Genomic DNA, 19,928 nt, shown 5'->3' with positions numbered 1-19,928 from the left:
CCTCCGGGGCACAGGTGGTGCGGACGGGTGGGGGGAGCGGGGCGTGTCGTTCAGCTCGTGACGGGGCCTGTGCCGGTGGCGTCCGGCGCGGCCAGGACGGCCCGCGCGTCCAGTGCGAGGGCGCCGTCGGGGCGGACCAGCAGCGGGTTGACCTCCAGTTCGGCGATCTCCGGGTGCGCCGCGGCCACCGTGGTGATCCGCTCGATGACGGCGGCCGCCGCGGCCACGTCGACGGCAGGCCGGCCGCGTACGCCGTCCAGCAGTGCGGCGCTGCGCAAGCCCCGCAGCAGCGCCTCGGCGCGCCGGGCCGGTACGGGAGCGAGCGCGAAGGCGACGTCGCGCAGCGTCTCGGTGAGGACGCCGCCGAGGCCGACCAGGGCGACCGGCCCGAACCGCGGGTCCTGGTTCACTCCCACGATCAGCTCGACGCCGTCCGCGAGGTCGGCCATCGCCTCGACGGAGTAGGCGGGCGCACCGAGCCGGGCGTGCATCTCCCGGTACGCGGTGAGCAGCGCGTCCCGGTCGGGCAGGCGCAGTGCCACCCCACCGGCGTCGGACTTGTGCAGGACGTGCAGCGCCTTGAGTACGTACGGCCCGTCGAACTCCGCTGCGGCGCTCTGGAGTTCCGTCTCGTCCGTGACCTCCCGCGCGGCCGGGAACGGGACGCCGGCGGCAGCGAGCAGCGCCCGCACCCCGTGGTATCCCGGGTCCCGCAGTGGCGTGGCGGCCCGCGGGAGCGGGGGCACACCGTCCGCGTCGGCCCCGGCCGGCCGCCCGCCGGTGATCGCCGCCAGGGCGCGGGCGGCGTCCTCGGTGGCGGAGAACACCGGCACCCCGGCCTCGGCCAGCACCCGGCAGCTCGGAGAATGCGGGTACATCGACTGCACCACCAGGGGTTTCGCACCCGTGGCGAGGTGGCCGACGATCTCCTTGGCGGCCCGGGTCTCGCCCTCCGCGAGCGGCGAACCGCCGCCGGGGCCACCACCCAGACCGCCGCCCAGACCGCCCTCGGAGGCAGCGTAGCCGCCGAAGTAGCCGGTCATCAGGACGGCGTCGACCTCTTCGGCGGCGAGGAGTTCCCCGACCGTGTCCGCGTAGGACAGCGGCCGCTGTTCACCCATCCCCGCCAGGTCCACCGGGTTGCCGACGGAGGACTGTTCCCACAGCACGGTCCGCAGCCGGTCCTGCGTCGGCGCGCCGAGCTCCGGTACGACGAGACCGGCGTCCTCGGCGGCGTCCGCGGCGATCGCGCCGTGGCCGCCGCCATCGGTGAAGACCGTGGTGCGCCGGCCGGCCGTACGGGACCCCGAGCTCAGTCCCGCCAGTACGACGGTCATCTCCCTCGGCGTCCGCACGAGTTCGACTCCGGCGTCGCGGCAGGCGGCGGCGACCACGTCGGCCGAGGTGGTGAGCGCCCCGGTGTGGGACTGGGCGCTGCGCGCGGAAGCGCTGCCGCGACCGGCGGTGAGCAGCACCACCGGTTTGCCCGCCGCCGCGGCGGCCGCCGCGAAGGCCCGGCCGTCGCCGAAGTCCTCGGCGTACACGGCGATGGCGGTGGTGGCCTCGTGGCGGGCGCAGTCCGTGACGAGGTCGACGAGGGTGACGTCGGCCTGGTTGCCGAGGGAGACGAAGCGGGAGAACCCCAGGCCGTGCGGTTCACCGCGGAGCTGGAGTTCGAGGGCGAGGTTCCCGCTCTGGCTGAGCAGGGCGACGCCGCCGGGGGCGAAGCGGTCCGAGGCGAGGTACAGCTCGGTGGTGTTGTCCGCGATGCCCAGGCAGTTGGGGCCGACGAGGACCGCTCCGGCAGCGCGGACGCGGGCGGCGATCGCCCGCTGCCGGGCCAGACCCGCCGGCCCGGCCTCCGCGAAGCCCGCGGTGATGGCGACGATCGCCTTCGCCCCGCAGGCCAGCGCGTCGTCGACGGCGGCCTCGAAGCCCGCGCCGGGCACGGAGATCACCACGAGTTCGACGGGTTCGCCGATCTCGGTCAGGGAGGTGGCGGCGGTCCGGCCGAGGACCGTGCCGCCGCGCCGGTTGACCAGGTGGACGGGCCGCCGGTCGGGGGCGCGCAGTGCCTGGGAGGCCACGGCGTGGCCGTACTTGGCCGGGTCGTCGCTGGCGCCGACGACGGCGACGGAGCGGGGGTCGAAGAGGGCGCTCAGGTCTCGGGCGGTCATGTCATCCCTCCACGCGGAGGGCGGAGTTGGGGCAGCTGTCGGCGCAGGCGCGGGCGGCGTCCTCGCCGCCGGGCGGGACGACGACGGCGAGGATCTGCGCGTAGCCCCATTCGTCGAGTGCGACCAGGTCGGGTGCCGGTTCCTGGCACAGCCCGTACCCCTGGCAGCGGGTGGAGTCCAGCAGGAGCTTCACGGCGTTCCTTTCAGCGTGGGCAGCGGGATTGCGGTGGGGGAGGAGGCACGGGGCGCTCCGGTGGCGCGGCCGGCGGCTGGCCGCGGGGGAGCCGGGATCCGGCCGGGCGGGACGGCGACCTCCGGCACGGCCACGGTGAGGCGGCGACGGCCGTCCGCGGGGGCGTGGCCGGCGCAGTCCGGGCAGGGGGCGGCGAGATGGGAGCGGACGAGTGCGGGGAAGGACCGAAGCAGGCTGCCCGCGATGCCGGCGGCCGCGTCGAGGAGCCCGCAGGCGCCCCGTCCGCGCAGGCCCGTCGCCCAGCGCTGCAGGTGGTCCGGAGTGTCCGGAGCGGCGGTCCCGGCGGCGAGGGCGTGCAGCGCGTTGCCGACGGCGCCGGTGCCGGAGACGCAGACCCCGCACTGCCGTGCGCTCTCGGCCGAGAGGTGGGCGGCCGCGTCGGCCGCGGTGGTGACCGGGCAGTCGCCGGGGACGAGGAAGCGGATCGCGCCGCAGCCCAGGGCGGTACCCGCCGCCGCGAGTGCGGCCGGTTCGAGGGGCAGGTCCAGGGCGCGGGCGTCGACCAGCCCGCCGAACAGCCCGCCCATCAGGGCTCCCGTCGCGTCGGGGCTGCCGTGCCGTTCGGCCAGGTCGCGCAGGGAGGTGCCGTACGCGGCTTCGGTGAGTACGGGCCCGGCCGCGCGGCCGGACAGGGTCACCAGCGTGCCGTGGGCGATGTCGCGGCGCAGGTCGGGCCGGGCGGCGGTGAGCGCGATCCGGGCGAGCGTCTCGACGTTGGACACCAGGGTCGGCGCGCCGCCGACCCCGCGTTCGAAGGGGCGGGGCGGCTTGGCCGTCGGCAGGGCCGGTCCGCCGTCGATCCTGCGGACCGCGGCCGTCTCCTCGCCGGCGACGTAGGTGTGCGCGGTCTCGACGACCTCGACGGGCAGCGGCGGCGGGTGCTCGGTGAGGGCCCTGCGTACGCTCGCGGCCGCGGCAGGGTCCGAGAGGTACACGAAGCCCCGTACCGCGCCGGTGATTTCGGCGGACCGGACGAGTCCGTCGAGCACCAGGTGGGGCCGGGCCCGCAGCAGCCACCGGTCCTTGGCCGAGCCCGGTTCACCCTCCTCGCCGTTCGCCACGACGACGGGGGCTCCGCCGCCGTCGCGCACGGAGCGCAGCTTGACGGCGGCGGGGAATCCGGCCCCGCCACGGCCGCGCAGTCCGGAGTCGGTGAGGTGGGCGAGCAGTTCCTCCGGGCCGGTGGCGGCCGCGCCGTAGCCGCCGGTGGCCCGGTAGGCGCCGGCGCTCTCCGTGCGGTGCGGGGCCGGCCCGAGCACGGAGCCCGAAGGTGTCGACGACGTCGTCGGGAGGCGGATCGTGGTCATCTGCCGGCTCCTTCCAGGGTGTGGGTCGGGGTGCGGGTGCGGGTACGCAGGGTGCGTACGGCGCTCTCCAGTGCGGTGCGGTCCTGTGCGGTGCGGCCGTATCCCGGTCCCGGGAGGCCGATGAGCATGCGGTGGTGGTCGAGGACGACCTCGCCGGCGAGCAGGGCGGCGGAGGGGTCGCCCGCCCGGGATCCGGCGGCCACGCCGGTCACCAGATCGGTGACCTCGGCGAGGTAGCGCAGCCAGCTGTGTCGGCTGCCGCGCAGGATCAGGCGCTCGACGCGGCGCCGCTCGGCGGCGGCCAGGTCTCCCGGTGGCCTGCCGGGAGTGCCGGGAGTGCCGGGAGTGCCGCGTGACGAGGCGCGCAGGGCGGCGACCGCCAGGGGGAGTTCTCGCTCCGGTTCGGGCGTCAGCCCGAGCCAGTCCAGACGCCGACGACCGCTCATGCGTGCCTCCGGGGGGTGGGATGCCGCCGTCGGCCCGGTGCGGTGCGGTGCGCCGGGGCGCACTGCGGTGCCGGGCGGGGATCGGGCGGATCGGGAGATCGGGGGTGCGGGGCCCGGATGGAGACGGGCGGGCCGTCCGGCTGCGTACATCCCCGGTGAGCAGGAGGAATGCGGAGCGCAGCCCGTACGGCGACAGGGAAGCACGTTTGCTGACCGATCGGTCAGGCAAGAATCACGCTAGCTGACCGATCGGTCAGTGAACAAGTCTTGACCCGGCGGAAATGAGCCAGCAATGTGGCTGTCCAATCGGTCAGCCAGGTCCCGGCTTCCCGCCCCGACCGCCTGTCCGCAGCAGGGTCGCCTCGCCATGGAACGCCGACACCGACCGCCGCACACCGGCACGGAGGAGTCACCGATGCAGTCCAGAGCTCCCGGAACACCCGCGGACCCCACCGCCCCCTCATCCCCCAGGGTCCCCAGTGCGCACCCCGAGCACGCCGGCCGGACCGGCCCGCCGGGCCGTACCCCCGGACCCGGACCCGGGCAGCAGTCCCCGCCCACTCCCGCCACCATCGCTGCCACCGCCACCGACATCCCCGGGCCGGGCCTCCCGGCGCGCTACTACACCGACCCCGAGACCGCCGCCGCCGAGACCCGGCAGGTCTTCGCCAAGTCCTGGCAGCTCGTCTGCCACGAGTCGGACCTTGCCGCCCCCGGCGCCCGGCTCGCGGCCAAGGTCGCCGACCGGGAGGTCATCGTCGTCCGCAAGGAGGACGGCTCCCTCGCCGCCCACCTCAACGTCTGCCGTCACCGCGGCACCCGCCTGGTCACCACCCCGGAGCCGGACGGCAAGGCCATCCGCTGCCCGTACCACGGCTGGACGTACCGCCTCGACGGAAGCCTCGTCGGCGCCCCGGAGGCACGGCAGATCCCCTGCCTGGACAAGCCGAGGCTCGGCCTGTTCCCGGCCGCCGTCGAGTCGTTCCTCGGCTTCGTCTTCGTCAACCTCGACCCCGGCGCCGTACCGCTGGCCACCAGCTGCGCAGGCCTCGCGGAGGCGGTCGGCCACTACGCCGGCGCCGACCTGGTCCCGGTCGGCCGCGCCCGCATCCACGACCTGGCCGGAGCCGAAGTGCAGCAGGCCAACTGGAAAGTGGCGGTCGACAACTACCTGGAGGGCTACCACGTCCCGGTCGCCCACCCCGGCCTGATGCGGCTGCTCGACTACCAGGGCTACACCTGCGAGATCGAGGAGAACTACACGCTTTTCGCGTCACCGCTGCGCGACAAGCCGTCCTCCAACTGGGCCGAACGCCTCTACCAGCGGATCGCCGCCCCCATGCCCGGCCTCGCCGAGGCCGACCGCCGGGTCTGGCGCTACGCCGTCATCTACCCGAACACCCTCATCGACTTCTACCCCGACCACGTACTGGCCTGGACGGCGATCCCGACCGGCGTCGACCGCGTGGCCGTGCCCGGCGCCTTCTACACCCGCCGCGGCACCGGACTGCGCACCCGCCTCGCCCGCCGCCTGAACATCCACATCGGCTGGATCACCAACGACGAGGACGCCGAGCTGGTCGCCCGAGTCCAGAACGGGCTCACGACCCCCGGGTTCGAGCCCGGACCACTGTCGCGCCGCGAAGCCGCGGTCGCCTGGTTCGCCGGGCGCATCCGCGCGGACCTCGACGGCGCCGCGGACCCCGACGGCGCCGCGCCGTAGGCCCGCAGGCCGCCACGCCCCACCTCCCCTCCGCCCCACCGCCGCACCGCCGCACCCCCGCCCGGTCATCGCCGTATCCCCGTCCCTACGGAAGGACCCCATGTCCGCCGAGGCACTCTCACCCACCAGACGCTCGTTCCTGCGAGCCGGCACCGCCGCCGCGTTCGCCCTCGCCGCCTCCGGCTGCGGCTTCGCCGCGGACGATGACGCGGCCGGCAAGGAAGCCGCACAGGCTCCCATCGACGTCGAGGTCGACGGCGACCTCGTCTACTTCAACTGGGCGGACTTCGTCGACCCCACCGTCTTCGAAGGCTTCCAGAAGGAGTACGGCGTCAAGGTCATCCAGTCGAACTACGACTCCATGGAAGGCATGGCCGCCAAACTCAACGCCGGCAACCGCTACGACATCATCTTCCCCACCGCCAAGTGGGCCGAGCGGCTCGTCGCCGGAGGCCGGCTGCGTGCCATCGACCACTCCCGACTGCGGGGCAGCGAAGCCGTGTTCGGCGGCTACGGCTACTTCGCCGACCCCTGGTACGACCGCCGGTCCGCGCACACCGTCCCGTTCACCATGTACAAGACGGGCATCGGCTGGCGCCGCGACCGGCTCGGCGATCTCACCGGCTCCTGGGGCGACCTGTGGAACGCCGAGGCCCAGGGCAAGGTCTTCGTCCTCGATGACCGCGACGAGGTCCTCGGAATCGGCGCGCTCAAGCTCGGCCTCGACCTCACCACCGGTGACAAGGGCGACCTCGCACGCATCACCGACACCCTCCGGACGCTCCGCCCCCACCTGCGGGGCTTCTCCAGCGACAGCTACAACAACCTGCTCAACGGAAACGCCGACATGACGCAGGCGTGGAGCGGTGACATGGCCGCCATGCTCGCCCAGGCCGAGGACCCGGCCGTCTTCGGTTTCGAGGTCGCCCGCGAGGGAGCCCCCGTCAACTCCGACTGCTACGCCATCCCCGCCGACGCCCGGCACCCCGGCACCGCGATGCTCTTCATCGATTACATGCTCCGCCCGGAGAACGTGCGGAAGAACATCGAGTACATCGGCTACCCGATGCCCGTCCGCGGCACCGAGGACACGTACGCGGCGCTCGTCGAGCCGTTCCCGCAGTGCGTGGTCACCGCCGACGACCTCAAGGCGGACCTGTTCTTCCGCAACCGCGACGCCCGCGGAGAGCAGGCCCGCGACGCCGCGTGGACCGACGTGAAGGCCGGCTGACATGGCACGAACCGACCGACCCGAAGCCGCGGCACGACCGCCCCGTCTGTGGACCTGGCTCCTGCTGCCCGGCACCGTCTGGATGACCGTCTTCCTCCTCGCGTCCCTCCTCCTGGTGGCCACCCTCGCCCTCGGTACCACCGATCCGCTCGGCAACCCGCGCTTCGGCCTCAACTTCGACAACCTCACCGCGCTGGCCGACCCGGCCTACCGCACCGTCCTGCTGCGCTCCGTCGGCTACGCGCTGATCACCTGCCTCGTCAGCCTCGCCGTCGCCTACCCGGTGGCCTACGCCATCGCCCTGTACGGCGGCCGCTTCAAGAACCTCCTGATCGCCGCCATCGTCGTGCCCTTCTTCGCCAACTACCTGGTGCGGATGTACGGCTGGTCGGTCGTGCTCTCCGACGACGGCCCCCTCCTGAAGGCCCTGCGGGCGACCGGCCTCGCCGACGACGGCACCAAGATCCTGCAAACCGGCACAGGTGTCATCGCCGGACTCGTCTACGGCTTCGTCGTCTTCATGGTCATCCCGCTGTACGCGGCGATGGAACGCATGGACACCTCACTCATCGAGGCGGGCCGCGACCTCTACGGAGGCCCGCTGCGCACGTTCCTCTTCGTCACCGTCCCCGCCACCCGCCAGGGAGCGGCCGCCGGCTGCGTCCTCGTCTTCCTGCCCGCCATGGGCGACTTCGTCAGCGCCCAGCTCATGGGAGGCCCCGACCAGATCATGATCGGCAACCTGATCCAGGACAAGTTCTTCCAGGGCCAGAACTGGCCCCTGGGCTCGGCCCTCACCATGCTGCTGATGGCGGTCCTGTTCCTCGGCATGCTCGGCTACCTGCGACGCGCCCGCAAGGACGAGGCGGAGGCCGCCCGATGAGCACCCCGATACGCACCCCGAAGCGCCGCCGGCCGCGCGGTGCCGAACGCCGCCCCCGCTTCGCCCTCGCCGTCACCGCCGTGTTCTTCGCCCTCCTCTACCTCCCCGTCGCCGTCGTCGTCCTGTTCTCCTTCAACGCCCAGAAGTCCCTCACCGTCTTCGACGGCGCCAGCCTGCGCTGGTACTCGGCCCTCGTCCACGACAGCGTGCTCCTCGACTCCGTAGGCATGAGCCTGAAGGTGTCCCTCGTCGCCATGGCAGGCTCGCTGGTCCTCGGCGTGGCCCTGGCCCTGGGCCTCGTACGCAGCCGCAGCCGCCTCGGCTCCTTCGCCGGCCTGGTCATGCTCGTCCCGCTGATCACCCCGGAGATCGTCACCGGCGTCGCCGCGATGCTGCTCTTCAAGGGCCTGGGCATCCCCCTGTCCACCACCACCGTGATGCTCGCCGAGATCACCTTCTCGATCTCCTACGTGACGGTGATCCTCCGCTCCCGCATCGCCGCCCTCAACCCCGAGGTCGAAGAGGCCGCCATGGACCTAGGAGCCACCCGCCGCCAGGCACTGCGGCTGGTCACCCTGCCCGCACTGCTCCCCAGCATCCTCGCCTCCGCAGTGCTGATCTTCGCCCTCGTCTTCGACGACTTCGTCCTCGCCTACTTCACCACCGGCGTCGACCCGCAGCCGCTGTCCGTACGCATCTACTCGGCGATCCGCTTCGGCGTACAGCCCACCATCAACGCCGTCGGCACGCTGATGCTGGCCGGATCCGTCGCCCTGATCGTCCTCGCACTCGCCATCCCGCGCCTGTTCGGGCGCCGCGGCGGCCTCGACCTGCTTTCCGGGAAGTGACCCTCATGCACCCCACAGCCGTGCACCCGACCCCAGCCGTCCGGCTCGACCACGTGAGCAAGCGCTACTCCGGCGCGGGCGCCGCCTACGCCGTACACGACGTCGAACTCGACATAGCCCAGGGCGAGTTCTTCTCCCTCCTCGGCCCCTCCGGCTGCGGAAAGACCACCCTGCTGCGGATGATCGGCGGCTTCGCCGACCCCACACGGGGCAGCGTCCTGCTCGACGGCCAGGACGTCACCGGCCTCCCGCCCAACAAGCGCAACGTCAACACGGTCTTCCAGAGCTACGCCCTCTTCGACCACCTCTCCCTCGCGGACAACGTGGCCTTCGGCCTCAAACGCAGCGGCGTCGACCGAGCCGAGATCCGCCGGCGCGTCACCGAGATGCTCGACCTCGTCCAGCTCGCACACCTCGCGAGCCGCAAGCCCGCCACCCTCTCCGGCGGCCAGAAACAGCGCGTCGCACTCGCCCGCGCGCTCGTCAACCGCCCCCAGGTGCTGCTCCTCGACGAGCCGCTGGCCGCCCTCGACCTCAAACTGCGCCGCCACATGCAGGTCGAGCTCAAGCAGATCCAGCGCGAGGTCGGCATCACCTTCGTCTTCGTCACCCACGACCAGGACGAGGCCCTGACCATGTCGGACCGCCTCGCCGTCATGAACGAGGGCCGCGTCGAACAGTGCGGCACCCCCGAGGACGTGTACGAGCGCCCCACCAGCAGCTTCACCGCCTCCTTCATGGGCACCTCCAACCTCGTCCCCGGCACCTACCGCTCCGGCAGCGTCGTCCTCGACGACGGCCCCGAACTGCCCGTCGGCACCCGCGCGGCCGTCCCCGACGGCAGCCGCGTCAACCTGTCGATCCGGCCCGAGAAGATCTGGCTGTCCGACCTGGAACCCGGCATGGCCCGCGTCACCGGAGTCGTCCGGGAAACCGTCTACTGCGGGCCGACCACCACCTACCTCATCGAACTCGCCCCCGGAGTCACGGTGTCCGTCCTGGAGCAGAACACCGTCCGCTCCCGCAGGGAGGACCGCTGGAGCGGCGGCGAGAGCGTCGAGATCGGCTGGAAGCCCGAACACTGCCTGGTCCTGGACTGAAACGGCCCCGACCGAAGGAACCCCCATGAACCACGATGTCATCGTGCTCGGCGCGGGCCTGGCCGGCCTCTGCGCCGCACGCGACCTCGCCGCCGGCGGAGCCGACGTCCTCGTCGTCGAGGCCCGGGACCGCGTCGGCGGACGCGTCGAACAGACCGAACTCCCCGACGGCCGGCTGGTCCAGCTCGGCGGCGAGGTCGTCGGCCGCGCCCACACCGCCTACACGGCCCTGGTCGCGGAGCTCGGCCTCACCCTCACCCCCAGCTACGTCGCCGAGCCCGGCGCACTCACCCGCGCCACCGCCGAAGGGATCTCCGCCGGCGACCCGCCCCACTGGTTCGGCCCCGGCGACGACGGCTGCCACCAGAAGGTCACCGCCGCCTTCCGCGCACTCGCCGGCACCGTCGACCCGGCCGACCCCTGGGCCCACCCCGACGCCACGGCCCTGGACCGGACCTCCGTCGGCGACTGGCTGCGCGCCCAGGGCGCCACCCCGCCCGTCGTCCGCCTCTGGGAGATCGGCCAGCTCGCCCTCGCCGACGGCTCCTACGAGCGCACCTCCCTGCTCGCCGCCCTGCGCAAGCACGCCGCCGTCCCCGCACCCGGCCCCGACCACTACGACTACGAGGCCTGGGAAGGACTCCGGGTGGCCGAGGGCTCCGCCACGGTCGCCCTGCGCATGGCCGCCGCCCTCGGCGGACGCATCCGCACCGGCTCACCCGTCGCGGCCGTCACCGTACGCCGCGCCGGCGCATGCTCCGTCCGGCTGGCCGGAGGCGAGACCCTCACCGCGGGGGCCGTCGTCAGCGCCCTGCCCGTCGGCCCGCTCCGCAGCGTCACCGTCACCGGCGTCTCCGAGGAGCGCCTCGCCTCCCTGCACCGCCAACGCCAGGCACTCGCCGCGAAGTTCGTCGCCGCCTACGACCGCCCGTTCTGGCGCGACCGCGGCCGCAGCGGACTCTCCGAGTGCGAAGGCGTCCTCGGCAGCACCTGGCCCCAGAGCGACGGCATCCTCTCCGCCCTCGTACCCCCCGAGCGGCTCGGCGTCCTGCTCGGCACGCCCGCCCCGCTGCGCACCCACGAGCTGCTCGACGACATCGCCCGCCTGTACGGCGACGAAGCGCACCGGCCCCTCGCCACCCACATCCGCCTCTGGGGCACCGACCCCTGGACCCAGGGGTACGTCACCCAGTGGACCCCCGGCGACGTCACCGCCGTAGGCCCCCGCCACGGCACCCACGAACCACCCTTCTACGTCTGCGGATCCGACCAGTGGGTGGCCGGCTACATGGAGGGCGCCGTACGCACCGGACGCGACGCCGCCAAGGAGGCGCTGCGCCGTGGCTGACACCCCGTACACGTCCGCTTACCCGTACACCGTGCACAACCACATCGCCGGCGAGGACCGGCCCGCGGCCTCGGGCGAGACGACGCAACTCGTCGACCCCGCCACGGGCCGGGCCCACCGCCACGCCCCCCGCTCCGGCCCGGCCGACGTCGAAGCCGCCTGCACCGCGGCCGCCACGGCGTACGCACACTGGTCCGCCACCACACCGGCCGTACGCCAGCGCGCCCTGCTCGGCATCGCCGACGCCATCGAGCGGCACGCGGACGCCCTGGTGGCAGCCGAGACGGGCGACACCGGCAAGCCTCCCCACCAGTTCCGGGACGAGGAACTGCCCGCGATCACCGACACCATCCGCTTCTTCGCGGGAGCCGCACGCAACCTGCCCGGCCTCGCGGCCGCCGAGTACACCGAGGGCCGCACCTCCCTGCTGCGCCGCGAACCGGTCGGCGTCTGCGCCCAGATCACACCGTGGAACTACCCCCTGATGATGGCCGCGTGGAAGATCGCCCCGGCGATCGCGGCAGGCAACACGACCGTGCTCAAACCCGCGGACACCACCCCGTCCTCGACCGCCCTCCTCGCGCGCATCGCCGCCGAGCACCTGCCGCCTGGCGTGCTCAACGTGGTCTGCGGCGACCGCGACACCGGCCGCGCGCTCACCGCCCACCCGGCCGTCGCCCTCGTCGCGCTCACCGGCAGCGTGCGCGCCGGCCGGGAGATCGCGGCCGCCGCGGCCGCCGACCTCAAACGCGTCCACCTGGAACTCGGCGGCAACGCCCCGGTCATCGTCCACGAGGACACCGACGTCGAGGAGACGGCAGCCGCCCTCGCCGCGGTCGCCTTCTACAACGCGGGCCAGGACTGCACCGCGCCCACCCGCTTCCTGGTCCACCACCGGATCCACGACGCGTTCCTCACGGCCTTCGCGGCCGCGGCGGCCACCCTGCGCACGGGCGGCCCGGACGAGCCGGACACGGACCTCGGCCCCCTGAACAGCGCCGCCCAACTCGCCTCGGTCCGCGGCCTGCTGCAGCGGCTCCCGCAGCACGCCGAGATCGTGACCGGCGGCGCCCGCCTCCCGCGGCCGGGCTACTTCCACGAGCCCACCGTCGTCGCGCACGTGCGCCAGGACGACGAGATCGTGCAGGAGGAGGTCTTCGGGCCCGTGGTGACCGTGCAGCCCTTCACGGACGAGGCGCAGTCGCTGAACCTGGCCAACGGCGTCCGCCACGGCCTGGCCGCGAGCATCTGGACGGCGAACCACGACCGTGCCATGCGGGCGACCCGCGCCCTGCACACCGGCATCGTATGGGTCAACACCCACGGCACCACCGTCTCCGAGATGCCCCACGGCGGCGTCCGGCACTCGGGCTACGGCAGCGACCTCTCCATGGCGGGCCTCCTGGACTACACCCAGGTCAAACACGTCATGCTGTGACCCGCGCCGGCGCCCGCGCCCGCGGGCCGTCAGGGCGGCGTGGTGATCGGGTCGAGGGAGTACCCGAACAGGCCGTGGTCGCCACCGACGTACAGGGAGCGGCCGTCCGGCCCGAACGCGAGCGCATGGAGCCCGCTGCCGGTGCGCATGAGGGTCAGCGCGCCCTCCTGCCCGGGGTCCCAGATCCGTACGGTCATGTCGGCGCCGGCCGACGCGATCAGTGCGCCGTCCGGGCTGATGGCCACCGCGTTGACCCGGCCGGTGTGGCCGCGCAGCGTACGGAGCAGCCGGCGGCTGAGGGTGTCCCAGATCCGGATCTCCCCGTCACGGTCCTGAGCGGCCGCCAGCCACGTGTCATCGGGGCTGATCGCCACGCTCGTGGTCTCCGACCATTCGTCGGTGGGAAGGTCGTGGAAGTCCTCCCACGACCTTCCGTCCCCGGAGACCATCAGGACGCTGCTCAAGCTCCCGACGGCGAACCAGGTGCCGTCGGAGTTGACGGCCACGGAGGAGGCCGCACTGAGGTGGGGGACCTCATGGGCCAACGAAAGGCTTCGGCGGCCGACGGTGCCGTCCTGGTTGACCGCGATGACCGTGGTGTTGTCCGGTCTGACGGCCAGTGCCCGCGCGCTGCTCCACTGGCTCGAGACGTGCTCCTGCCCGGTGAGGCGGTTGAAGAGGCGGACGGATCCGTCTCGGGCGCTCGTCGCGACCGCCGTTCCGTCCGGGCTGATGGCCACTGCGTCGAGGTGGCCGCGGTGACCGGTCAGGGTGCCCGTCTCCGCCCCGGTCACGGGGTTCCAGGTGCGGGCCAGCCCGTCGTCGCCGGTCGTCGCGAGCCAGGACCCGTCGGGGCTGATCGCCAGGGTGCGTACGGCGACCGCCGGCCGCGGTCCGCCGGACGGCCCGGCGCCTACGTAGGTGTCACAGACGCGTACCGCGCCGTCCGGCTTGAGAGCGGCCAGCCACGTGCGGTCGGGACTGATGGCGATGCTCCGCACGTGGCCGGTGCCGCTGAGGAGGCCGAGCTCGCCACCGCCCGCGGATTCCCACAACTGCACCGTGCCGTCGGTGCCGCCGGTGGCCAGCCACGCGCCGTCGGGGCTCACGGAGACGGTGTCCACCGCGCGGGGACGCGGGGTCAGCGCACGGATCTCGGCGCCCGTGTCAGGGGCGTGGAGGGTCACCGTGCCGTTGCCGCCGGCGATGGCGACCCACCCGCGGTCCGGGCTGACGGCTGCGGCACGCACCGAGCCCGTACCGCAGGTCACGGTGGTCAGCAGGGTGCCGTCGGAGGTGTTCCAGGTCCTGGCCGTGCCCACGGAGTCGATGGTGGTGAGCAGGGCGCCGTCGGGGCTCGCACCCGCGGCCCGCACGGCGTTCGGGGACCAGATCGCCGGCGTGCCGTTCGGGAGGGCCAGCGTGCGGAGCCGTCTCCAGGTGACGGTGCTCCACAGGTGGGTGGAGCCGTCGCGGTTGACGGTGGCCAGCCATACGGCGTTCGGGTCGGCGATCAGCGCGGTCACCCAACTGGTGTGGCCCCGGAGGGTGTGCACATGAGCTCCGGACGCGGTGTCCCACACCCGCACGCGTCCGTCCGCACCCGCGGTGGCCAGCCACGCGTCCGCCGGACCGATCGTCAGCGCGCTCAAGGGGCCGTTCTGTTCCCCTCCCAGGGTCCTGATCTCGGTACCCGTGCCGACGTTCCGGAGACGAACGGTGCCGTCCTGGCCGGCGGTGGCGAACCATGAGCTGTGCGCGTTGACGGCCAGCGCGGTGGCACCGTGGTGCGCGTCGGTGTGGTCGCGCATCAGCGAGGGGTCGGGGAGGTCGGGCGGGGCCCACTTGTCGACCAGCGTGGGAGGGGACGCGGCGAGGGGCACGCGGCGGGCGGCCCAGTGGGGGAGCGACCCGAGGCGGCTGCGGAGCACGCCTTCGAGGGCCTCGGGAGGGTCCGTCGGTGTGAGCAGGTGCGCCGCACGTGCCAGATCCCGTGCCATGGTGCGCGTCGCAGGTGTCCGGACCCGGTCGAGGTCGCGGATGGCGGCGTTGGGCCCCAGCTCCTCCAGGTGCGCCCTGATCCAGCGCAGATCACCGGCCAGGGCCTCGGCGACGTCCGTCCGGTCGGCGTCGACGAGGTGCTCGACGAGATGGTCCCGTACGTAGCGGCTCTCGGAGTGCCACCAGGCCCTGCCCAGGAGCGCCGTCGTACCAGGGCCGACGGCCGGACGCGGAAGGTCCACGCCCAAGGCGTCGGTGAACACGCGGTTCACCACGGCCAGTTCGCCGCCGAGTTCGGCACGCTGGTAGTCCCGCACGACGTCGTGGATCCGTACGACGCCTTCGGCGACGGTGGTGTCGAGCGTCAGCAGGGACAGGTCCGCCATCTGCTTGCACAGGGCCCGCGCCCGTGCCTCGTCCAGCTGCCCCGTGCTCTGCCAGAGCCGGAGCACGAGCGGCACGGGGACGGTCTCGTCCTCGGCGAAGATGCCCAGTTCGGCGAAGCGCCGGGCGCCGTCCGGCGGCAGGAGGGTGGTGGCGGCCTGAATGCTCGCGCGCACGGCGGCGTTGCGCCGCTGGGGGTCGTTCAGATCCAGCGGGGCATCGGGATCGTCCGCGCCGGTCGGCCCCTGCGCACGCAGCCGGGTCAGGAGCTGGTAGGCAGCGGCGGCGGGGTCGGCGCCGGTGGCGGCCTGAGCGGCCAGACGCTGGTTGGCCATCCGCAGGAGCAACGCCCACCGGCCCGTGGCATCGACCAGGGCGCGCGAGATCGACTCGGGCAGGTCCAGGCCGTGGTTCAGGACGGCGAGCGCCTGCTGCGACGACATCCGGTCAACGGTGACGGGCCTCGAACCCGAGGGCAGCACCCCCGGATTCCGCGTGGTGACCAGCCTGACGCACGTACGGGAAGCACCGTGCATGAACGGCGCCAGCTGCTCGGCCTCCCAGACGTCGTCCAGGACGAGCAGCATACGAGGCCGCTGTGCGAGCAGCCCCGCCAAGTGCCGGCCCGCCAGGTCGGGGTCCTGACCGATGTCCCGTGCGTCGCCGGTGAGGTACCGGGTCACCTCCGCCACCTTCGCCGCGATCGCCGACCGGCCGCGCACCTCGCGCCCGATCGTGACGATGTAGACGTGACCGCGGAAGTGGCGGCGAACCTTGGGATCCGCACAGACCACATGGGCCAGCACGGTCTTCCCGAAACCGCCCGCCCCGTGGAGACCCGTGGTGATGCCCACCGCTCCGCCGCCCCGCCGCCCGCACACGGCGGCGACCACCTCCCTCACCTCGGCCCTTTCCACCACCCACTCGGGCACCACCGGCGCGGCGGACAGCGGGAGGCCCGCCTCCGGGGACTGACCGGCGCGGGACGTGCGCAGCGCCGCGACGAGCGCGGCGATCCCCGCCGCGGCGCCCAGCACACTGGCGACGGGGTCCGCCCCACCCCAACCGTCTCGCACCGCCATGGCGCCGAGCCAGACCACCGCGGCCACACAACAGGCCACTCCCGCACGGACGCCCCAGCTTCTTCCCCCACCCATGGGACCGATCCTCGCCGCCCGCCCCGCGGCACGCCAGCCCTTCACCGCGGTCCACCGCACCGCGGCGCGGCGTCAGCGGGGGAGCACCTTGCGGGACACCACGTTGCCGAGGAGCTGCGCCGCCTGCACCAGGGCGATCAGCACGAGCACCCGCCGAGGGGCGAGAGGTCGTGGCCGTCCAGCGGCACGCTGCCCGAGGTCGGCTCCTCCAGGCCGTTGACCAGGCGCACAGGGTGGACTTGCCTGCCCCGCTGTGCCCGACGACGCCGAAGACGGTTCCCGCCCCGACGCCGGGGCTGACTCCGTCGACGGCGCGCGCTCTCCGGGAACTCCTTCGAGACGTTGCGCAGTTCCACGGGGGCGGGCAGCTCGACGTGGTGGGCGGTGCCGCTGCTGCTGCGGCGGACCTCGTCCTGCACGACCTGGGACGCGTAGAGCTTGCCGATCTTCTGGTAGTGCGCGTTGTTCATGGCCTCCTCGGCGAGGACGTCCCGCTCCGGGGAGCCGCCGGAGACGCCGACCCGGATGCGATGTCCGTCGGAGCCTCCGGTGCCGCAGCCGCGCGGCACCGGCGCCGTGTCGGCTAGCGCCAGACGACGGCGCGCCAGCGGACCGGCCAGCTCCTCGAACTGCCCACGTCGCCCGCGACGCTCCCGGTCGCGTTGATCCCGAGCGGCTGGGTGGTGTCGATGCCGGCGGGAAGGGGAAGGGCGGTGACCCGCCCCAGTGGGTCCCATGTCACGGCACGCTCGTCGGAGGTGCCGACGCTGGTCCCCGCGTCGTTGATCCCTTTGACGAAGACCCGGCCGGTGCCGGGCAGCACCGCGAGTTCGGTGGTGTCGTCCGCGTCCCACCTCACGGCGTGGTCCTTGACGTTCCCGACGACGACGTCGGCGTTGTTGAGGCTCGCGGACCGCGCGCCGACCCCCTGCGACGGCAGGGCCCTGAACTTCTTCCCGTACGGGGCGCGAACGGCCTTCCACTGCCCGGCCCCGTCGGTCGCCCGGCCGATCACCGTGCCGCGGTCGTTGATCGCGCTCGACTCGCCGTACGAGCCTCCGAGCGAGCCGAGATCGTGGACGCGGCCGGCGGTGTCCCACCGTACGGCCCGGATCTTGTCGCCGGGCAGGAACACCTGGCCGGCGATCTCTCCCCGCCTGTTGATGCCGGTGGCCACGCCGCCCTCCGCGTACGCGGGCAGTCGCAGCAGGGTCGCCCGGCCGTCCGGGCCCCAGCGCACCGGGCGCGTACGGTCGGCCGTCGACAGGCGGCCCACGGCGACGCGGGAGTCGTTGACGTCCTGGGCTTCGCCGTCGACGTAGCCCGGTGGTTCCTCGAGCCGGGTGAGGGCGCCTGACGCGGACCATCGGGCGGCATGCCGCACGCCGTCCGGGGTGGTGGTGAAGCCGGCCACGGTGCCGTCCTCGGCGATCTCGGCCGCCTGTCCGCCCGCACCTCCGGAGACGGCCTGCAGACGGGTGAGGGAGCCGTCGGCGCCCCACCGCACGAGGTAACCCTCTTCGTTCTCGTCCAGCGAGAGCCCCACGACGTCCCCGGCGTCGTTCATCGCGTGGGCCGAACTACTGGAATGGCCTGCCAGGAGCGGCAGTTCGTACATCGAGACGGCCGCGCCGGAGGGCGCGGAAGGCGCCACCAGCACGGATAACATCGCGGAAACCACCACGGGTATCAAGAAGCTCCCCCTGTCTTCTTTCGGATTTCCCGGACTTCTCGGATTGTCGCGGCGCCGTGCCGGACGCACTCGCCCGCCCCTGCACGACGCCCGAGCCCTCCCCCGACTCCGGGGCGAAGAAACTTTCCCGAGGAATCCGCCGCCTACCACTACTTCGACGGCCGCGAAGACCTGCTGACCGCAGTCCTCGACCGGGTGCTGGCACGACTGCTCGGCGCCCTCGGCCCCTGGGTCCCGGCCCGTGACGAGGCCGACTTCGGGTCCCGGTTCGCCGCCGGCTCCGCCGCCCTCGCCGCCCACCTGCGCGACCAACCCGAAGACCTGGCCCTCGCCGACGCCGCCATCGGACGCACCCACGCGGGCCCATGGCTCGCTTGGTTCGAAGCCCTGGTCACGGACGGGCAGCGGCTCGGGACGATCCGGACCGACGTGGACCACGGGCTGCTCGTGTCGGCAACCGCAGCGGTCATCCGGGCCGCCGACGCCTGGGCCTTGGCCCGTATGACGGCCGGACCCCTCCCCGAAGCCGGCGACTTCCCGGCAGACGAGAGCCCGGCGCAGCTGTGGCGTCTGCTGCTCGGACTGTGGGGCGGGGCGGTCGCCAAGACCGCCACGGCTGCCGGAGAGGACCCGACCGATGCGCGGTGACCTGTGGATCTCCTGGGAGATACCGGCCGCTCAGCCCGGCCTCGCGGGACGCATGGAGCGGTTCATGGGCCCGGGCAAATCCCGTTCCGAGTCCGTGGTGGAGACCCTCGGCATCCTCGGCTGCGCCGTGCTCCTGGCGGCCGGCCTGTGGACCTCGGGGGCCACGCGCGACTGGTCGACCGCGCAACTGGTCGTGGTCGCCCTCATCGGACTCGACCTCATCGGCGGGGTGCCGACCAACGCCACCAACGCAGCTAAGCGTTGGTACCACCGGGCCGACCCCGGGGCCAGGCGCGCCCGGCTGCTGTTCGTCTCCGCGCACCTCATCCACCTCGCCGCGATGGGGCTGGGCGTCCTGTCCGGTGACCTCATGTGGACGCTGGCCAACGCCGTTCTGCTGCTCGGCGGCGCCGTGGTCGTGGAGTTCGTGCCCGTGCACCTCAAGCGGCCGGTGGCGATGGCCCTGCTGATGACGGCCGTTCTCGTCAACTTGTTCTGGCTGCCGGTGCCGGCCGCCCTCGCCTGGTTCGCGCCCCTGTTCTTCCTCAAACTGCTCGTCAGCCACCTGGTGCCCGAGGCGCCGCTGGAGCGGAGGCGAGATGCCTGAAGCCGGGGCCGGCCGTTCCTGGCGGATCGACACCGATCCCGACGCCGACGGCTGCGTCGACCTGCTGGCCGCCGCCTTCGCGCGGGAGCCCGCCGTCTCCTGGATCTGCGGCGGCTCGGCCCGCGTACGCACCCACTGGTTCCGGGCCACCCTGCGCACCCACGCCGGCCTCCACGGGGCCGCCGTACCGCACTCGTGGGCGCGGACGGCCGGCTCCTCGCGGCGGCCGTCCTCACCCCGCCGAGCGCGACCCCGGCCGCGGGCCCGCACGTCCTCTGGGCCGCCCGGACCGGGCTGCGCTGCGGGCCGCGCACCCTCGGCAGGACCCTGCGCTACCTGGACGCCACCGAAGCGGGCGCACCGCCGGGAGCCTGGACCCTGGAGTTCGTCGGCGTCCGTCCCGACCTGACCGGACGCGGCGCGGGCCGCCTCCTCCTGGACCACGTTCTGGTGGTCACACCCGCCGCCCACGGCCTGTACCTGACCACCGCGGACCCGGCGAACGTCCCCCTCTACCGCCGCTTCGGCTTCACCACGCTGCGCGAGACCCCACTGGGGCCGCTGCACGTCACATCCATGAGCCGCCCGGGGAGGTGAAGCATCCTCGACCGCGCCGCGAGCGGGGCTGTAGCGACGGGGCTTGACCTCAAGTGGGGTTCAGCATGGAGGCTTCCTCGTATGCAG

General features: G+C 73.4%; 17 protein-coding genes. 10 read left to right on the top strand and 7 right to left on the bottom strand.

From position 1 onward, the window contains the following. Positions 1-50: 50 nt before the first annotated feature. Genes ACTVZO_RS01565 through ACTVZO_RS01550 form a run of 4 tightly spaced genes read right to left on the bottom strand, consistent with a single transcriptional unit; the run spans position 51 to position 4,183 of the window. Positions 51-2,177, bottom strand: coding sequence for an acetate--CoA ligase family protein (locus ACTVZO_RS01565; RefSeq protein WP_443296565.1), 2,127 nt, complete (start codon positions 2,175-2,177; stop codon positions 51-53). A 1-nt stretch (position 2,178) separates the two neighbouring features. Continuing rightward, on the bottom strand, positions 2,179-2,370 hold the full coding sequence (locus ACTVZO_RS01560; RefSeq protein WP_443296564.1) for a ferredoxin: 192 nt from the start codon (positions 2,368-2,370) through the stop codon (positions 2,179-2,181). Continuing rightward, positions 2,367-3,737, bottom strand: coding sequence for an NADH-ubiquinone oxidoreductase-F iron-sulfur binding region domain-containing protein (locus ACTVZO_RS01555; RefSeq protein WP_443296563.1), 1,371 nt, complete (start codon positions 3,735-3,737; stop codon positions 2,367-2,369). The genes ACTVZO_RS01560 and ACTVZO_RS01555 overlap by 4 nt, the downstream gene beginning before the upstream one ends. Continuing rightward, positions 3,734-4,183, bottom strand: coding sequence for a hypothetical protein (locus tag ACTVZO_RS01550; protein ID WP_443296562.1), 450 nt, complete (start codon positions 4,181-4,183; stop codon positions 3,734-3,736). The genes ACTVZO_RS01555 and ACTVZO_RS01550 overlap by 4 nt, the downstream gene beginning before the upstream one ends. Before the next feature lie 415 nt (positions 4,184-4,598). Between ACTVZO_RS01550 and ACTVZO_RS01545 the strand changes: the two genes are divergently transcribed. The 7 genes from ACTVZO_RS01545 (at position 4,599) to ACTVZO_RS01515 (ending at position 12,754) form a co-directional block, all read left to right on the top strand. Continuing rightward, positions 4,599-5,906 carry an aromatic ring-hydroxylating oxygenase subunit alpha gene (locus tag ACTVZO_RS01545; protein WP_443296561.1) on the top strand — a complete coding sequence of 436 codons (1,308 nt, stop codon included), beginning with the start codon at positions 4,599-4,601 and terminating at the stop codon, positions 5,904-5,906. 100 nt (positions 5,907-6,006) lie between these two features. Further along, on the top strand, positions 6,007-7,137 hold the full coding sequence (locus ACTVZO_RS01540) for a polyamine ABC transporter substrate-binding protein (protein ID WP_443296560.1): 1,131 nt from the start codon (positions 6,007-6,009) through the stop codon (positions 7,135-7,137). A 1-nt stretch (position 7,138) separates the two neighbouring features. Next, a complete protein-coding gene (locus ACTVZO_RS01535) occupies positions 7,139-8,020 on the top strand; it encodes an ABC transporter permease (RefSeq protein WP_443296558.1) in 882 nt (293 codons plus the stop codon). Beyond that, the gene (locus ACTVZO_RS01530; RefSeq protein WP_443296557.1) at positions 8,017-8,868 is read left to right on the top strand and encodes an ABC transporter permease; all 852 of its coding nucleotides are present in this window, start codon (positions 8,017-8,019) and stop codon (positions 8,866-8,868) included. Before ACTVZO_RS01535 ends, ACTVZO_RS01530 begins: the two co-directional genes overlap by 4 nt. 5 nt (positions 8,869-8,873) lie before the next feature. Next, positions 8,874-9,968: an ABC transporter ATP-binding protein gene (locus tag ACTVZO_RS01525; protein WP_443296556.1), complete on the top strand. Its 1,095-nt coding sequence runs from the start codon at positions 8,874-8,876 to the stop codon at positions 9,966-9,968. Between the two features lie 25 nt (positions 9,969-9,993). After that, the gene (locus tag ACTVZO_RS01520) at positions 9,994-11,316 is read left to right on the top strand and encodes a flavin monoamine oxidase family protein (RefSeq protein ID WP_443296555.1); all 1,323 of its coding nucleotides are present in this window, start codon (positions 9,994-9,996) and stop codon (positions 11,314-11,316) included. Further along, entirely contained in the window at positions 11,309-12,754 is a 1,446-nt protein-coding gene (locus ACTVZO_RS01515) for an aminobutyraldehyde dehydrogenase (RefSeq protein ID WP_443296553.1), read from the top strand. Before ACTVZO_RS01520 ends, ACTVZO_RS01515 begins: the two co-directional genes overlap by 8 nt. A 29-nt stretch (positions 12,755-12,783) precedes the next feature. On the opposite strand, the gene ACTVZO_RS01510 is transcribed toward ACTVZO_RS01515, so the two are convergent. The 3 genes from ACTVZO_RS01510 to ACTVZO_RS01500 all read right to left on the bottom strand — a co-directional run bounded on the left by ACTVZO_RS01510 (position 12,784) and on the right by ACTVZO_RS01500 (position 17,965). Next, on the bottom strand, positions 12,784-16,296 hold the full coding sequence (locus ACTVZO_RS01510; RefSeq protein ID WP_443296552.1) for an NB-ARC domain-containing protein: 3,513 nt from the start codon (positions 16,294-16,296) through the stop codon (positions 12,784-12,786). A 137-nt stretch (positions 16,297-16,433) separates the two neighbouring features. Further along, positions 16,434-16,865: a hypothetical protein gene (locus ACTVZO_RS01505; RefSeq protein ID WP_443296551.1), complete on the bottom strand. Its 432-nt coding sequence runs from the start codon at positions 16,863-16,865 to the stop codon at positions 16,434-16,436. Between the two features lie 14 nt (positions 16,866-16,879). Then, positions 16,880-17,965, bottom strand: a complete 1,086-nt coding sequence (locus ACTVZO_RS01500) for a hypothetical protein (RefSeq protein ID WP_443296550.1) — start codon at positions 17,963-17,965, stop codon at positions 16,880-16,882. 219 nt (positions 17,966-18,184) lie between these two features. Here ACTVZO_RS01500 and ACTVZO_RS01495 point away from each other — a divergent pair, with 219 nt between their 5' ends. The 3 genes from ACTVZO_RS01495 (at position 18,185) to ACTVZO_RS01485 (ending at position 19,841) form a co-directional block, all read left to right on the top strand. Continuing rightward, positions 18,185-18,637, top strand: a complete 453-nt coding sequence (locus ACTVZO_RS01495; protein ID WP_443296549.1) for a hypothetical protein — start codon at positions 18,185-18,187, stop codon at positions 18,635-18,637. Beyond that, positions 18,627-19,244, top strand: coding sequence for a hypothetical protein (locus ACTVZO_RS01490; RefSeq protein WP_443296548.1), 618 nt, complete (start codon positions 18,627-18,629; stop codon positions 19,242-19,244). Before ACTVZO_RS01495 ends, ACTVZO_RS01490 begins: the two co-directional genes overlap by 11 nt. 195 nt (positions 19,245-19,439) lie before the next feature. Continuing rightward, positions 19,440-19,841, top strand: coding sequence for a GNAT family N-acetyltransferase (locus ACTVZO_RS01485; RefSeq protein ID WP_443296547.1), 402 nt, complete (start codon positions 19,440-19,442; stop codon positions 19,839-19,841). Positions 19,842-19,928 lie beyond the last annotated feature (87 nt).

It is taken from the genome of Streptomyces sp. IBSNAI002 (genome assembly GCF_052244475.1).
Classification (GTDB): Bacteria; Actinomycetota; Actinomycetes; order Streptomycetales; family Streptomycetaceae; genus Streptomyces.
The sequence above is the reverse complement of the archived record's forward strand: the minus strand, read 5'-3'. Positions and strand labels throughout refer to the sequence as shown.